Annotated in this window: 16 protein-coding genes; 8 read left to right on the forward strand and 8 right to left on the reverse strand. The window is 73.6% G+C overall.

Annotated features, from left to right (window positions below):
- Positions 1-141 precede the first annotated feature (141 nt).
- On the forward strand, positions 142-402 hold the full coding sequence (locus tag KDK95_RS17070; protein WP_212519174.1) for a hypothetical protein: 261 nt from the start codon (positions 142-144) through the stop codon (positions 400-402).
- 30 nt (positions 403-432) lie between these two features.
- Here KDK95_RS17070 and KDK95_RS17075 read toward each other — a convergent pair whose 3' ends face one another.
- The 5 genes from KDK95_RS17075 to KDK95_RS17095 form a co-directional block, all read right to left on the reverse strand.
- A complete protein-coding gene (locus KDK95_RS17075) occupies positions 433-792 on the reverse strand; it encodes an STAS domain-containing protein (RefSeq protein ID WP_212519175.1) in 360 nt (119 codons plus the stop codon).
- Between the two features lie 6 nt (positions 793-798).
- On the reverse strand, positions 799-1,122 hold the full coding sequence (locus tag KDK95_RS17080; protein ID WP_306466568.1) for an STAS domain-containing protein: 324 nt from the start codon (positions 1,120-1,122) through the stop codon (positions 799-801).
- Positions 1,119-5,258, reverse strand: a complete 4,140-nt coding sequence (locus tag KDK95_RS17085; protein ID WP_212519177.1) for a SpoIIE family protein phosphatase — start codon at positions 5,256-5,258, stop codon at positions 1,119-1,121. The genes KDK95_RS17080 and KDK95_RS17085 overlap by 4 nt, the downstream gene beginning before the upstream one ends.
- A 173-nt stretch (positions 5,259-5,431) precedes the next feature.
- Positions 5,432-6,031, reverse strand: a complete 600-nt coding sequence (locus KDK95_RS17090; protein WP_212519178.1) for a hemerythrin domain-containing protein — start codon at positions 6,029-6,031, stop codon at positions 5,432-5,434.
- Positions 6,032-6,078: 47 nt separating this feature from the next.
- The gene (locus KDK95_RS17095; protein ID WP_212519179.1) at positions 6,079-7,050 is read right to left on the reverse strand and encodes an anti-sigma factor RsbA family regulatory protein; all 972 of its coding nucleotides are present in this window, start codon (positions 7,048-7,050) and stop codon (positions 6,079-6,081) included.
- Between the two features lie 372 nt (positions 7,051-7,422).
- Between KDK95_RS17095 and KDK95_RS17100 the strand changes: the two genes are divergently transcribed.
- From KDK95_RS17100 to KDK95_RS17110, 3 genes are all read left to right on the forward strand, one after another.
- Entirely contained in the window at positions 7,423-7,737 is a 315-nt protein-coding gene (locus tag KDK95_RS17100) for a DUF3040 domain-containing protein (RefSeq protein ID WP_212519180.1), read from the forward strand.
- 106 nt (positions 7,738-7,843) lie between these two features.
- Positions 7,844-8,017: a hydrophobic protein gene (locus tag KDK95_RS17105; protein ID WP_212519181.1), complete on the forward strand. Its 174-nt coding sequence runs from the start codon at positions 7,844-7,846 to the stop codon at positions 8,015-8,017.
- A gap of 143 nt (positions 8,018-8,160) precedes the next feature.
- Complete coding sequence (locus KDK95_RS17110) at positions 8,161-8,745, forward strand: hemerythrin domain-containing protein (protein WP_212519182.1); 585 nt, start codon at positions 8,161-8,163, stop codon at positions 8,743-8,745.
- A gap of 214 nt (positions 8,746-8,959) precedes the next feature.
- Here the strand turns inward: KDK95_RS17110 and KDK95_RS17115 are convergent, their stop codons facing one another.
- The 3 genes from KDK95_RS17115 to KDK95_RS17125 form a co-directional block, all read right to left on the reverse strand.
- A complete protein-coding gene (locus KDK95_RS17115) occupies positions 8,960-9,406 on the reverse strand; it encodes a hypothetical protein (RefSeq protein WP_212519183.1) in 447 nt (148 codons plus the stop codon).
- Positions 9,407-9,488: 82 nt separating this feature from the next.
- Positions 9,489-10,487, reverse strand: a complete 999-nt coding sequence (locus tag KDK95_RS17120) for a zinc-dependent alcohol dehydrogenase family protein (RefSeq protein WP_249161434.1) — start codon at positions 10,485-10,487, stop codon at positions 9,489-9,491.
- Positions 10,488-10,625: 138 nt separating this feature from the next.
- Complete coding sequence (locus tag KDK95_RS17125) at positions 10,626-11,321, reverse strand: response regulator transcription factor (protein WP_212519185.1); 696 nt, start codon at positions 11,319-11,321, stop codon at positions 10,626-10,628.
- 157 nt (positions 11,322-11,478) lie between these two features.
- Between KDK95_RS17125 and KDK95_RS17130 the strand changes: the two genes are divergently transcribed.
- The 4 genes from KDK95_RS17130 to KDK95_RS17145 all read left to right on the forward strand — a co-directional run.
- A complete protein-coding gene (locus KDK95_RS17130) occupies positions 11,479-11,886 on the forward strand; it encodes a hypothetical protein (RefSeq protein ID WP_212519186.1) in 408 nt (135 codons plus the stop codon).
- On the forward strand, positions 11,883-12,446 hold the full coding sequence (locus KDK95_RS17135) for a ferric reductase-like transmembrane domain-containing protein (RefSeq protein WP_212519187.1): 564 nt from the start codon (positions 11,883-11,885) through the stop codon (positions 12,444-12,446). Before KDK95_RS17130 ends, KDK95_RS17135 begins: the two co-directional genes overlap by 4 nt.
- The gene (locus KDK95_RS17140; protein ID WP_212519188.1) at positions 12,443-13,798 is read left to right on the forward strand and encodes an NADH-ubiquinone oxidoreductase-F iron-sulfur binding region domain-containing protein; all 1,356 of its coding nucleotides are present in this window, start codon (positions 12,443-12,445) and stop codon (positions 13,796-13,798) included. The genes KDK95_RS17135 and KDK95_RS17140 overlap by 4 nt, the downstream gene beginning before the upstream one ends.
- Positions 13,795-14,028, forward strand: a 234-nt coding sequence (locus KDK95_RS17145) for a ferredoxin (protein WP_212519189.1), incomplete at its 3' end; no start/stop codon positions are given. The genes KDK95_RS17140 and KDK95_RS17145, both read left to right, overlap by 4 nt.

The following is a 14,028-nucleotide window of genomic DNA, read 5'->3' on the forward strand; positions in this document are numbered from 1 at the left end:
CCCTGGTATCCCGAAACGCCCGGTCGATGCGCCGCGGAGGCGATGCGACACGGTCGGCTCAATCGGCGCATCGCGGCGACTAAGCCGGCGCGAAACGGGCACCCGTCGAGATCCGCGCGTGTGAATGAGGAGGAACACGACATGACGGACATGCAGCACGCCCACCACCCGCCGAGCGACCTCGGCGAGTCGTACGACCCGTTCCGGGCGACGCACCCGACCGTGCTCGTGCACGACACGAGCGTGGAGGTATTCGAGCGGGCGTGGGACGACAGCGACTCGCGCTGCCCGCAGTGCCGCCGCGGCACAGCGGCCGAACGCGGCACCGCCCCGCTCGACCAACGCCGCTGGGTGCGCTTCACCTGCGGAGACGTGATCGCGGTGGAGCACACCGCGGGCTGAGGGCACGCAGCAGGCAACGGCCCGGCGGGCTCACCGGTTCAGCGCTGAGTCCACGTCGGGGAAGATCTCGAGCATCTGGTCCAGATTCGTCAGGTCGAGCACCCGGCGGACGGCGTCCGACGGCGCGGCGATGCGGAACGCACCGCCGCTGCCGCGGGCGCTGCGCTCAGCCTCCACCAGAACGCGTATCCCGCCGGAGTCGCAGAAGCTGACGCCCGCCATGTCGAGCACGACGGTGCCGTGCTCGGTGGCCGGCAGCAGCCGGGAGCGCAGCCGCCCCACCGCGGCGAAGTCGAGCTCCCCGCTCACCTCGATCACGACGCGGGCGTGCGCTCCGTGCTGCTCGCGGACCGTCAGTCCGGGCGGCTGCCATGGCTGGGCGGCGTCCATCGAATCTCACTCCGTTCCCGGCGAGCCGGCCGCGGTACGGACCGGAATCACCGTGTCGAGCCCGCTGATGGCGAGGATCGGTGCCAGCAGCGGCGGTACGACGACCTCGATGTCGTCGGCATGCGCGAACAGCACGCTCAAGCCCGCGCTGTCCAGGTAAACGACTTCGGAGAGGTCGACGACGAGCAGACCGGCCGAGGGGTCGAGGCCGGCCCGGACGGCAGCGTCGAACTCGGCGCTGTTGCCGCGGTCGATCTCGCCGACCACGCGCAGCACGGGAGCGCCAGAGGTCGTGCGCGACGTGGAAAGACCGAGACCGGCACCCATCATTCGACCTCGATCCTCAGCGAGACGACCGTTCCCTCGTCGCCGCTGTCGACCGACACGTCGTCGACCATCCCGCGCATGACCTCGATGCCGCGGCCGCGGATCCCGTCGCGGGGACGGCGCGGACTGCGCCAGCTCCCGTCGTCAGCGACACTGACCAGGATGTGCTCGGCGAACGCCTCGGTGCACAGGCGCACGAATCCGTCAGGGCGGCCGACGTGCGCGTGCTCCACGGCGTTCGCGCAGGCCTCCCCCGCAGCCACCAGCACCCGCTGCGTCGTCTCCCCCGACAGGCCGCAGCGCTCGAGCCAGCCGCGCAGCCCGTCGCGGACCTGCGCGAGCCGCTCGGCCCGCGCCGGGAAGACCGTCTCGAAGGGGCCGGGGTGCCGGTAGAGCAGGACGGCCACGTCGTCCTCGTATCCGTCGTGCGGCCGCATCCGCGCCATCACCCGCGCCGCCAGCTCCTCGACGCCGGTGTCCCGCTCCTCGCGCAGGGCCAGGCCCGCCTTGGCGATCCCGCCGTTGAGCGAGTGCCGGCGGCGCTCGACGAGGCCGTCGGTGTAGAGCAGTAGCGTGGCGCGCGGCGGCACGAGCTCGGAGGCGCACGGCCGCGGCGCGGCCGGACGCACGGCGAGCGGGAACGAACGCGCCTGCTCCAGCAGGTCCATCCCGCCGTCCGCGCGGGCGAGGATGCCCGGCGGGTGACCCGCGCTGGAGTAGGTGAGCAATCCGGTGAGCGGGTCGAGCACGGCGCAGAACACGGTGGTGCACAGCGCGCCGGAGACCCCTGCGGCGAAGCGGTCGAGCGCGTTCAGCACGCGACCCGGATTCTCCGGGTCCTGCAGCAGGAGCGCCCGGCAGGCGCTGCGCAGCTGGCCCATCACGGTGGCCGCCTCGAGCCCGCGGCCGACGCAGTCCCCGACGACGACGCCGATCCGGCCGTCCGGCAGTTCGACCGTGTCGTACCAGTCGCCGCCGACCTCCAGCGGCCGGGCGGCCGGCTCATACCGGACGGCGAACCCGGGTGGCAGCGCGGACGGGCCGAGGATCGCGCGTTGCAGGGCGAGGGCCGTCTCGCGCTGCTCGTCGATCTGGTGCGCGCGGCGCAGACCCTGGGTCAGGTGCCCGGCCAGCACGGACAGCAGCAGCCGGTCCTGCTCGCTGAACGGGCGGCGGTCGATGGCGAGCCAGAGCACGAGGATGCCGCGCGGCCCCTCCAGCGAGACGCCGACGCCGCCCTGCGCCCGCAGGTCCCTGCGGGCCACCAGGGGCGGGCCGTCGCGCAGGTCGATCAGCGTGTCGCGCAGGCCGCCTTCGAGCGTCTCCCAGCCCACGCCGGCGGGCGCCGCGGTGATGGTCGGCACGTCGCTGCCCGGCGGGAAGAGCGCGCCCAGCACGCGTTCCGCGCCCCAGAGCGTGCGGACCTCCTCGACCGCGCCGCGCAGCGCCTGGTCGAGGTCGCCGGAGCGGGAGAGTCGCAGGCTGACGGCGGCCACCGCGGCGTCGCGCTGGACCGCGTAGTGCTCCGCGGTCACGTCGCGGAAGGTGCCGACGCTCATCCGGCGGCCGTTCTCCGGGTCGACGATCCCGGTGAAGGTCGCGGCGACCCACAGACGCCGGCCGTCCCGATGGGTGACCGGCACGGTGCAGCTGCCCGAGTCCTCGTTCAGGAAGCGGGCGATCGCGTCGCCGAAGAGCCGGTCGGCCTCCGCGTCGACCTCCGGATCGGGCCACCACGGGTAGCGCGCGCGATAGGGCAGGCCCTCCGGTCCGTAGCCCAGGATCTCGGTGAAGGCCGCGTTCGTCTCCATGATCGTGCCGTCCTCGTCGGCGACGAAGAACGCGTCGTGCAGCGTCTCGACCAGCGCGTTGCGCCAGCGGGCGTGGTGGCCGCGCAGCCGCGCGAGCTCGATGATCGCGCGCACTCGGGCCAGCAGCTCGGCAGCGCTGAACGGCTTGGTCAGATAATCGTCGGCGCCGGCCTCGAGGCCCTCGATCGACGCCTCGGGTTCGGCGAGCGCGGACAGCAGCAGCACCGGGACACTCGTCGTGCGCTGCTCCCGGCGGAGCGCGGCGACGATGTCGAGCCCGCTCACGCCCGCCATCATCACGTCGCTGACGACCAGGTCGGGCTTCCAGTGCCTGAGCGCTTCGAGGGCGCTCGCGCCGTCGCCGAGCGCGCTGACCTGGTAGCCGGCTCCGCTCAGCAGCCGGGCGAGGTACTCGCGCATGTCGGCGTTGTCGTCGACGCCAAGGACGTGCGCCGGCACCGCCGTCCCGGCGACGGCGGACACGACCGGCTCGGCCTCCTCGACCTCCGGCAGCCAGCGCAGCGCCTCGTGGACGAACGCGTCGGCGGTCGAGTCGCCCGGCGCCGCCCCGGCCTCGTCCGCCGCGGCCACCGCGTCCGGGGGCAGGTGGACCCGCCCGAACGGGATGCAGACGGTGAACTCGGTGCCCACGCCCTCGGCGGAGGTCGCCGAGATGGTGCCGCCGTGCAGCGCCACGAGTTCCTTGACCAGCGCGAGGCCGATGCCGCTGCCCTCGTTCGAGCGGGACCTGGCGCTCTCGATCCGGTGGAAGCGCTCGAACAGGCGCGGCAGCTCGTGCTCGGGGACGCCGATGCCGGTATCCGCGACCGTCACCAGCGCGTGGCCGCCCTCGGCGCGCACCGCGACCCGGACCGAGCCGTCGAAGGTGAACTTCAGCGCGTTGCTGAGCAGATTGAGGACGATCTTCTCCCACAGCGCGCGGTCCACGTAGACCGGCTCGGGCAGCGGCGGGCAGTCCACCTCGAAGCCGAGCCCGCCCCGCTCCATCGCCGAGCGGAACACGCTGGCCAGCTCCGCGGTGAGCGCGGACAGGTCGACCGGGGCGAAGCGCGCGCCCATCCGGCCGGCCTCGATCCGCGAGAAGTCGAGCAGGGTGTTGACGAGCTTGCCGAGCCGCAGGCCGTTGCGGCGCACCATCTCGAGTTCCTCGCGGGTGCGCGGATCCGCGTCGGCCAGCCGGGTGCGCAGCTCCTCGACCGGGCCCATGATCAGGGTGAGCGGGGTGCGGAACTCGTGGCTGACGTTCGAGAAGAACGCGGTCTTCGCCGTGTCGAGCACGGTCAGCTCCTCGGCGCGCCGCTGCTGGGCCAGGGAGGTCCGGGCGGTGGCGATCCCGGTGGCGACGTGACCGGCCGTCAGCTCGATGAAGGAGCGGTACGCCTTGTCCAGCGGCCGGTAGCGGTTGACCGCGGCGACCAGGAAGCCGATGGGCTCGCCGCCGCGGCCCGGCAGCGGCTGCACGATTGCGCGAACCGGCGGCTCGCTCCAGCCGCCGGTGGGCAGCGGCTCAGGACCGCGGTCTTCGAGCTCGACGACGCTCGCCTCGCCCTTGGCCGCCGCGGCCGCCGGCCAGGCCGCCCCCGTGTCGGTGAGCGGGAGCACCGTGGGCGCCGACGGGTGGTTCGGGGCGATGCCGCTGGTCGCGGCGAGCCGCGCGGCGCCGTCGTCGAACAGGTAGAAGAGGGCGAACGGGAAGCTGCGGTCGTAGCGCCCGAACTGCTGGGCCGCGAAGGTGAGCATCTCCTGCTCGGAGCGCACCGCGGAGGCCGCGCCGAGGTCGCGCAGCATCGCCATCCGCCGCTCGCCGACGACCCGCTCGGTCTCCTCGCTGACCACGCAAAGCATCCCGACGACGGCGTCCTCGTCGTCGCGCAGCGGGCTGTAGGAGAAGGTGTGGTAGGTCTCCTCGCGGAAGCCGGACCGCTCCAGGAACAGCAGCAGTGCCTCGTCCCAGGTCGACGCGCCGGTCTCCAGGACGCTGCGGATCCGCGGCCAGACCTCCGGCCACACCTCGGCCCACACCTCGTTGGCCGGGCGCCCGAGCGCCCAGGGGTACTTGCGGCCGAGGGTGTCGTGCCGGTACGCGGCGTTGCAGAAAAAGGTCAGCTCAGGACCCCAGGCCATCCACATCGGGAAGCGCGAGGTCAGCAGGATGCCGAGCGCGGTGCGCAGGCTCTGCGGCCAGCCCTCGGGCGCCCCGAGCCCGGTGGCCGCCCAGTCGACCGCCGCGAGGTCGGGGCCCACCACGTCGTCGAGGGAGAAGATGTCGAGCCGCGCGGCATCCTCTTCCCCGGCGCTATCCGGCATCTTCCCCAGCCTCCAACGGGTCCGCTTTTCGACGCCTGCGCCGCCGCCTGCCGCCGGGATCCCGGCGAGGGGCGGCGGAGTGATCGTCGGGCGCCCGAGTGCCCGGTGCGCGCCTGCTCAAACCGCACCGGAGAATCGACCCGGCGCTCTTGGAGTCAGCGGCCGGTGCGCCTTCAGGCCGTTGCCGCGCTGTGCGCCTCCGTGCGCGCGATGTGCCGGAGCAGCGCCCGGAACCCGCTGCGGTACGGCTCGGCCTCCGCGTCGGCGGACGGCGTGTCACTGCTCTCGGCCTGCTCACAGGCCCGCATCCCGGCGCGCACCGCGGCGTCCTTGGCCATGCGCAATCCGAGGCGAAGCTGCTCGCCGAGATGGTCGATCTCGTCGATCGGACATACCTCGATCAGCGCGGGCAGCAGCAGGGCGTCCTGCCGGGCCACGTGCCCGCGGATGCCGTCGAGCAGACGTGCGACGAGTTCCTCCGAATCCGGGCCGGCCGCCGTGCTGTTCTCCACTCTGGCGACGATGCGGGCCACGCCGCGGTCGGCACGGTGCTGGGTGTCCGCGATGCACGCGCCTTCAGGCAGCAGCCGGCGCAGCGTCGGGTAGACGTGGCGCTCCTCGGCCTGCGCGTGGATCATGAAGCGGGCGCACAGCTCGTGGAGCAGCGAGGTCCGCTCGCCGCCGCGGCCCAGGGACATGACACGGGTGACGAGGGTCGCGATCTCGTCGTGCTCGCGGGCGATCTCCGTCGCCGCATTCGCCGTTCCCGCCATGCCCACCATGGTCTCGCACTCCCGTCGCTTTCTCGCGGAACCGACGGCTACCCGTTCAATGACGGTACATGCGCCTGTTCAGGCGAACCGGTGTCGAGGTACGCCCGGACGGCGGTGCCACCAGGGCCGGTCGAGTGAATGATCAGCAGATCGCAGAGCTGGTTCACGCTCCACAGCCCGGCGCCGCCGTTCGCGGACCGCAGATCGGGCCGGCGCCGCCCGACGAGCGGATCCCGGATCACACCCTCGTCGCGCACCTCACACACGGCGTGTCGCGCGCAGCCCCACACCGCCAGGCTGCCGCCCCCGCCGCCGTGCCGCACGCTGTTGCCCGCCAGCTCGTCCGCCACCAGAACGAAGTCGGCCAGACGCTCGCCATGCAGCCCGAGCCCGGCGGCGCGCCGACGGATCTCCGCGCGCAGCAGCGGCAACTCGTCGAGTCCGAAGTCGGTGCGGTACAGCGGTGGTCCGAGTCTCGGAAGCGGGGCGTCGAAGCAGGCGGTCCCGCCGTCCGGATCGAACCGCCCGCACGCGGCCGGTGGGGCGCAGCCGCGCAGCTCCGGATGCGAAGCGGTCACGCCGGCGAGCACGGGTTCGGGAAGGGCCGCGTCGTAGGGACAGAGCAGCCGCCACGGCGGCCCGGCCTCGAAAGCGGGGTTGACCAGGTGCTCGTGGACCCGGCACTCGCGCAGCTCGAGCTCGGAGCGGCCGGGCCACGCCAGCTCCCCGACGCCGCGGCACGCCGTGCCGCGCACGGTGTTGCGCTCCACCCAGTCCCGCCAGGCCGGGATGATCCTGGCCGGGTTGCGGCCGACCGAATCCATGTCCAGATACTCCACGCCCGCCGCCTCGCCCAGCTCCTCCCGCAGCGGCCCCGCGTGCTCCGCGACCGCCGCGACCATGACGGCCTCCCCGGCCCGCAGCCCCTCGCGCACGAACGATGAGGTCTCCGCGACGAATCCGGCCAGGCCTTCGTAGAGCAGCGCCTCGTGGCGGAACCGCGACGGCGTCGACGCCATGGAGCCCGTCCCTCCGTTGCCCGGCGCCCCCGGGGCCCGGATCCCGGGGGCGCGCGCCGGGTGCCCGGCTCTCGCCGCGGCAAACCCGCATGGGCCGGAGGCGGAGCGGGCCGCGGCCGGGCGACCAGGCCTCATCCGGCCGGTCGGACCCGTCGATCGAGCGGCCGATCGAGGAGGCGGCACGCGGCGCTTCCCCGCATGGTTGGGCCGGGCGCGGCCGGGCAACCAGGCCTCATCCAGCCGGTCGGACCCGTCGATCGAGCGGCCCATCGAGGAGGCGGCACGCGGCGCTCCCCCACATGGTTGGGCCGGGCGCGGTCGGGTAACCGGGGCTCCGCCGGCCGGTCGGACCAGTCGATCCAGGAGGTGGCCATGGCGCTCTCGGCCCGGGACCGGCGGATCATCTCCGCCATCGAGCAGCAGCTCGTCGACCGCGATCCGGCGTGGGCGAAACGCTTCGGGCGCAGGCTGCGCCGCTTCGATCGTCGCGAGAGCGCCGAGCGGCACCCGGCCCGGCGCGTCGCGGGGCTGACCGCGCTGGGTATCGGCTGGTTCATTCTGCTCTGCGTCTGCTCGGCGCACGGCTTCACCCGGCCGTGGGCGACGGTCGCCGTGGTGGGCACGGGGGCGGCGGTCGGGACGGTGCAGGCGGTGGTGCGCCGCAGGCGCGGGGGCCGTGGGGTTTGATCCCGGGCAGCCGGGCAACCCGCGAGCTGCGGATTCGAACCGATTTTCGGACCCGCACCCCGGCCGTCCGCGTTCGGGCGGCCACCGAAGGCAAAGGAGTGCCGAAATGGGTGTCATCCTGCTCGTCCTGCTGCTCGCCCTCGTGCTCGGCGGACTCGGATTCGCCGTGCACGTGCTGTGGTGGATAGCACTGGCCGTCCTCGTCGTCTGGCTGATCGGCTTCGTCGTCGAACGCGGAGCCGCGTCCGGCAGTCGTCGGCGCTGGTACGGCAGGTGGTAGCAGTGGAGGGCGGTCCCGCGGACCCGACGTAAAATGCGGATGAAACGGGTGTTTTGCCCGCGAGCGCCGGGACTGCCGGGCCGCCGCCCACGCTCCCGCCGCGCGGGCGGCCCGGAGCATCGGCTCTCAAGGAGGTGAACTGGATGACTCAGGCGCATCAGGAACGACTGCAGGCCGACGAACTGCCCGCGGGCAGCGTCGTCTCCGTGCTGCTGGAACAGCACGCGAAGATCAGGGAACTGTTCGAGCAGACCGCCGAGGCGCGCGGTGCGGCCCGCCGTCGGGCCTTCGACGAACTGCGCGAGCTGCTCGCGGTGCACGAGGCCGGGGAGGAGATCGTGGTGCGGCCGGTGACGAAGGCCGCCGCGGACGGCAAGATCGCCGACGAGCGCAACCACGAGGAGAAGGAGGCGGCCAAGGAGCTCGCCGAGCTCGAGAGCCGCGACATCTCCAGCCGCGGGTTCGCCGAATCGCTGGCCGAACTCGAGTCCGACGTATCGGATCACGCCGACGCGGAGGAACGTGACGAGTTCCCGTACCTGCTGTCGGCGGTCGATCAGGACACGCAGATGAAGATGGGTGCGCGGCTGCTGAAGGTGCAGCGCGCGGCGCCGACGCATCCGCACCCGACCGCGGCCGGATCCCCCACCGCGCAGGCGGTCCTCGGACCGTTCGCCGCACTGCTGGACCGTGCCCGCGACGCCTTCCGCAAGCCGGCCGACGGCTGAGCCTCCGCGTATCCCGCAGGCCGGTCCTCGGACCGTTCGCCGCACTGCTGGACCGTGCCCGCGACGCCCTCCGCACGCCGACCGAGAGCTGAGCGTGCGCGTATCGCGCAGGCCGGTCCTCGGACCATTCGCCGCACTGCTGGACCGGGCCCGCGACGCCCTCCGCAAGCCGACCGAGGGCTGAGCGTCCCCGTATCGCGCGGACTGCGGGCGGTCAGCCGGGCGTCGCCGTTGCCGTCGGCAGGGGCTCGATGAGCGTCAGCGTGCCGATTCCCTCCTTCACGCCGACCTGCACGTCGCCGACCAGGCTGGAGAGCATCGCCCAGCCGAGCTCGTCGCGGATCGGCCAGCCGAGCGGCGCCCGGGCCCGCACGGTCACGTGCAGCTCGGCCGGGTACCGGTCGTAGGTCAGCTCCATCGTCTCGGTCGTCGCGGCGGCCGGGACGTCGGCGGCCTGCGCCTCGGCAGCCTGGAAGAACGAGCTGCACGCCTCGTCCACCGCCAGCCGGAGATCGTTGACCTGCGGCAGCGGCAGGAACAGCAGCGCCCCGACGTGCATGGCCGAGGTGCGGACGAGGGCGAGGAAGTCCTGATCGGCCAGAAAGGTGATCTGGACCATCCGCACCGGCTCGCCCTCGTCCGCCTCCTGCGTGAAACCCATCGCCTCGCGTCACTCCTCGCCGTGGTCCGCCGCGGTGATTATCCTGCAGATCCGCCTTCCGTTCCGGCACCGCCCCGGCGTGTCAGGGCACGAGCACCGCGGCGCCGTTGACCCGGTCTGCGGCCAGGTCGGTGAGCGCGAGGTCGGCGTGCGCCATCGGATACGGCTGCGTCCGGACCCGGATCCGCACACGCTCGAGGAGATCGAACAGCTCGCGCCCGTCCTGGCGGGTGTTCGCGGTGACGCTGCGCACCGAGCGCTCCTGGAAGAGGTGCTTCGCGTAGTCCAGCCGGGGGATGGCGCTCAGGTGGATCCCGGCGATCGCCAGCGTGCCGCCGGGAGCGAGCGCCTCGAGCGCGGTCGGGACGAGATCCCCGGCCGGGGCGAACAGGATCGCGCTGTCCAGCGGCTCCGGCGGCGCGTCGTGCGAGCCGGCCGCGGAGGCGCAGCCGAGGTCCAGCGCCAGCTTCCGTGCCTCGGCCGAACGGGTGAGCACGTGTACGGTCGCGCCCTGGGCCATCGCGATCTGCGCGGTCAGGTGGGCGGACGCGCCGAAGCCGTAGATCCCGAGGCGACCGCCGCGCGGCAGTTCGGCCCGCTTGAGCGCGCGGTAGCCGATGATCCCGGCGCACAGCAGCGGGGCGAGTTCGGCGGCCGGCGGCGAGCTCGGCAGACGGTAGGCGTAGGCGGCGTTCACGGTGAGATACGGCGCGTAGCCTCCGTCCACGTCCCAGCCGGTGTACGTGGAGTGCGGGCACAGGTTCTCGGCGCCGCGGCGGCAGTACCCGCATTCGCCGCAGGTGCCGCCGAGCCAGGCGACGCCGACCCGGTCCCCGCGCGCGTAGCCCGCGACCTGCGAGCCCTCCGCGACGATGTGCCCGACCACCTCGTGCCCGGGAACGCAGCGCTCGCGGTGCGGCGGCAGGTCGCCCTCGGCCAGGTGCAGATCGGTGCGGCACACGCCGCAGGCCTCGACCTGCACGAGAAGCTGGCGCGGCCCCGGCGCGGGCACCACCCGCTCCACGCGCTCGACGCGCACACCGCCGCCGGGCACCGGGTCGGCCACGGCCCAGGCGTGCATGGTCTCCGGAATCGTCTCCACACCGCGCTCCATTCGCCCGCCCCCAGGGGCGACGCTAGCCGATGGAGGCGGCTTCGGCATGCCCTGCGGGCCGGCCGCCGGGCGCACGTACGGCGCGCGTGCGGCGTACCTCCCCGCTCAGTTCCCGGACTCGGCCGCGGGGATCAGCCGGAAGCCGTGGCCGTACACGGTCTCGATCAGCCCGTCGATCGCGAGCTTGCGGCGCAGCGCCGCCACGTGCACGTCGAGCACGCGGGTCGGTCCGTACCAGTTGTCGTCCCACACGCGGGTGAGCAGCTCGTGCCGGGAGATCGCGCGGCCGGGGTCGGCGACGAGGCATTCGAGGATGTCGAACTCCTTCGGGGTGAGCGGCACCTCCGCACCGCCGACCGTGACCCGCCGGGTGCGCGGATCGACCGTGAGCAGGCCGACGGTGTAGTGCGTGCGCCCGGGGTTCACCCTCCGGAGCACGGCGCGGATCCGCGCCTCGAGCTCGGCCAGTCCGAAGGGCTTGACCAGGTAGTCGTCCGCGCCGTCGTCCAGCGCCGCGACCCGGTCGCCCTCCGCGCTGCGCACCGTCACCACGATCACCGCCGCGTCGCTGTACGCGCGCAGCCGGCGGCACACCTCCAGCCCGTCCAGGTCGGGAAGCCCCAGGTCGAGCAGTACGACGTCGGCAGGTCCGGCCTCCAGCGCGGCGCGCCCGCTGGCGACGGTCTGCACCGCGTAGCCCGAGCGCGACAGGCCGCGGCGCAGCGGCGACGCGATACCCTCGTCGTCCTCGACGACGAGCACGCGGACCGGCTGGTCGGCCACGGCGGCGTTCGATGTCACGCGATCACGGTAACAATGCGCGCGCAACAGCTTCGCCACAGCGGCCCGCCCTTACGGGATCTGAACAATCCCCTTGCAGATTCCGAACCGGTGATCGGTGAGGCTTGGTTCCGGGTCGTCGATGCGGCGGCCCCGGAACCGACCGAGGAGGCCGACCTTGCCGCACCGGACGACCGATGACGCCAGGAACCGCGTCGACGCACGCGACCGCGGACTGCGCCGGGTGCGCACAGCCACCGGCTGGATCACCGTCGCGTCCGCGGCGGGCGCCGTGGTGCTCGCCGGCGGATACGCCCAGGCACTGCCCGGAAAGACCAGTGCGAACAGCACGCCGGCCAAGGCGCCGGGCACGGCCGCGCACGCGACCCCGTCGGCCGCGGCGAGCACCGGTGCGCCGGCCGCGACCACCGCCGGCGGTTCCGCGGCGAGGACCACCGCGGCGACGCAGGCGTCCACGACCGCCGCGAGCGCGCCGACGACCTCGTCCGCACCCGCCCTCCAGGCCCCCACGCAGGCTCCGACCACGGCGGCCACCACCGCGCAGACGACCTCGGGCGGGTCATGACCGCGCTGCTCGGCAATCCGCTCTGGTTCACCACCCGCGCCACCGGCACGATCGCGCTCATCCTGCTGACCGTGACGGTCGTGATCGGCGTCGCGGGTGCGGGCCGCTACGCGCCGTCGGCCGTCGGCCGCTTCGAGATCAACGCGCTGCACCGCAACCTCTCGCTGCTGTGCCTCGCGCTGCTCGCCGTGCACCTCGGCACGACGCTGGCGGACAGCTACGTCCCGATCGGCTTGGTCTCGGCGCTGGTCCCCTTCGTCTCACCGTACCGAACGCTGTGGGTGGCGTTCGGTACGGTGGCTTTCGACCTGCTGCTCGCCGTCGCGCTGACCAGCGCGGTACGGCTGCGCATGGGCCTGCGGCGCTGGAAGGCCGTGCACTACCTGGCGTACGCGGCCTGGCCGGCGGCCGTCCTGCACGGCTTCAACACGGGTACCGACTCGAAGCTCGGCGCGCAGCAGTTGCTGTACGTGCTCTGCGTCGTGTGCTTCGTGGTGGCGGGCTCCTGGCGGCTCTACCGCCGGGCCGCGGCCGGCCGTTTCGCCGGAGGTGACGCATGACGACGGACACGCAGACGGCGGGCCGGCGGGGCTACGGACGCCGCCGCGCCCCGCTCGCGCCCGAGGGTCCGTACGGCGAGCGGCTTTTCGCCGGTTGGATGGCGACCGGTCAGCCGGCCGACCTTCCCGAGCATCTGGCGCGGTACGGCGCCATGCCGTCCTTCGCGCGGACCGGCGAGCACACGCTGATCGACGCCGTGGCGCGGTCCGGGTTGACGGGCCGCGGCGGCGCGGCCTTCCCGACCGCCGCGAAGCTGCGTGCCGTCGCGCGTGCCAAGCGGCCGGAGCGCGTGGTCGTGGCGAACGGCATGGAGAGCGAGCCCGCCGCCAGGAAGGACAAGGCTCTGCTGCGCCTTGCCCCGCACCTCGTGCTCGACGGCATCCTCCTCGCCGCCGACGCGGTCGGCGCGAGCGAGGCGTACCTGTGCGTGGCCGAGAGCCGTTCGGGGCTCGAGCGGGAGCTGCGCGAGCTGATCGCCGAACGCCGCTACCAGGGATTCGACCCCATCGAGATCCAGGTACGCACGCCGCCGCACAACTACGTCTCCAGCGAGGCGTCCGCGCTGGCGAACTGGTTGAGCGGCAACGACGCCAAGCCGACCACGACGCCGCCGCGCACCGCCGAGCGCGGCGTGGGCGGTCTGCCGACGCTCGTCGACAACGTCGAGACCCTGGCTCACCTCGCGTTGATCGCGCGCTACGGCCCGGACTGGTTCCGGATGCGCGGCACGGCCGAGAGCCCGGGAACGTCGCTGGTCTCGCTCGCGGGCGCCGTGCCGGCTCCAGGCGTGTACGAGGTCGCATACGGTACGCCGTTGCGCGACGTGATCTCGCTCGGCGGGGCGCTGCACGACGTGCAGGCCGTGCTGATCGGCGGCTATTTCGGCACGTGGGTGCCCGCTGGCCAGGCCGCGGAACTCGAATACAGCGGCCCGGGGCTGGCGATGGTCGGCGCCGCGCCGGGTGCCGGGGTGCTGGCCGCCCTCCCCTCGACGTCGTGCGGCCTGGCCGAGACCGCGCGCATCCTCGACTACCTCGCCGGTCAGAGCGCGCGCCAGTGCGGACCGTGCCGCTTCGGATTGCCCGCCGCCGCCGAGGATTTCGCGCAGCTCGCGTTCGGGGTGCACGACCGGGCCGTGCAGGAGCGGCTGGAGCGGCGCGTCTCCGAGCTCAACGGCCGAGGAGCCTGCAAGCACCCCGACGGCGCCGCGCGGCTCGCGGCGTCCGCGCTGCGCACCTTCGCGTACGAGGTGCACCGGCACCTGACAGCCGGACCGTGCCCCGCCGCGCTGCAGGCGCCGCGGCTGCTGCCGACGCCGACGGCCCCGATCGGGGACGGTGACTGGCGATGAGCCGCGCGCACCGCCTCGTCATCGACCGCATCGCGTGCACCGGCCACGGCCTGTGCGCCGAACTGCTGCCGGAGCACGTGGCCCTGGACGAGTGGGGTTACCCGATACAGTCTCCCGGCCCGATTCCCGGCAGCCTGACCCGCCACGCGCGCCGCGCGGTCGCCGCGTGCCCCGCGCTCGCCATGCGGCTGGAGCCCGCGCGCACCCGCGACGCCGCCCCGGCCCCCCAT

Source organism: Actinospica acidithermotolerans (assembly GCF_018139625.1).
GTDB classification, from domain to species: Bacteria; Actinomycetota; Actinomycetes; order Streptomycetales; family Catenulisporaceae; genus Actinospica; species Actinospica acidithermotolerans.

What these genes read in the sequence shown, in the direction of transcription:
- KDK95_RS17070 (WP_212519174.1), top strand. Translation starts at nt 142, where the DNA reads ATGACGGACATGCAGCACGCCCACCACCCGCCGAGCGACCTCGGCGAG.
- KDK95_RS17075 (WP_212519175.1), bottom strand. Translation starts at nt 792, where the DNA reads ATGGACGCCGCCCAGCCATGGCAGCCGCCCGGACTGACGGTCCGCGAG.
- KDK95_RS17080 (WP_306466568.1), bottom strand. Translation starts at nt 1,122, where the DNA reads ATGATGGGTGCCGGTCTCGGTCTTTCCACGTCGCGCACGACCTCTGGC.
- KDK95_RS17085 (WP_212519177.1), bottom strand. Translation starts at nt 5,258, where the DNA reads ATGCCGGATAGCGCCGGGGAAGAGGATGCCGCGCGGCTCGACATCTTC.
- KDK95_RS17090 (WP_212519178.1), bottom strand. Translation starts at nt 6,031, where the DNA reads ATGGCGGGAACGGCGAATGCGGCGACGGAGATCGCCCGCGAGCACGAC.
- KDK95_RS17095 (WP_212519179.1), bottom strand. Translation starts at nt 7,050, where the DNA reads ATGGCGTCGACGCCGTCGCGGTTCCGCCACGAGGCGCTGCTCTACGAA.
- KDK95_RS17100 (WP_212519180.1), top strand. Translation starts at nt 7,423, where the DNA reads ATGGCGCTCTCGGCCCGGGACCGGCGGATCATCTCCGCCATCGAGCAG.
- KDK95_RS17105 (WP_212519181.1), top strand. Translation starts at nt 7,844, where the DNA reads ATGGGTGTCATCCTGCTCGTCCTGCTGCTCGCCCTCGTGCTCGGCGGA.
- KDK95_RS17110 (WP_212519182.1), top strand. Translation starts at nt 8,161, where the DNA reads ATGACTCAGGCGCATCAGGAACGACTGCAGGCCGACGAACTGCCCGCG.
- KDK95_RS17115 (WP_212519183.1), bottom strand. Translation starts at nt 9,406, where the DNA reads ATGGGTTTCACGCAGGAGGCGGACGAGGGCGAGCCGGTGCGGATGGTC.
- KDK95_RS17120 (WP_249161434.1), bottom strand. Translation starts at nt 10,487, where the DNA reads ATGCACGCCTGGGCCGTGGCCGACCCGGTGCCCGGCGGCGGTGTGCGC.
- KDK95_RS17135 (WP_212519187.1), top strand. Translation starts at nt 11,883, where the DNA reads ATGACCGCGCTGCTCGGCAATCCGCTCTGGTTCACCACCCGCGCCACC.
- KDK95_RS17140 (WP_212519188.1), top strand. Translation starts at nt 12,443, where the DNA reads ATGACGACGGACACGCAGACGGCGGGCCGGCGGGGCTACGGACGCCGC.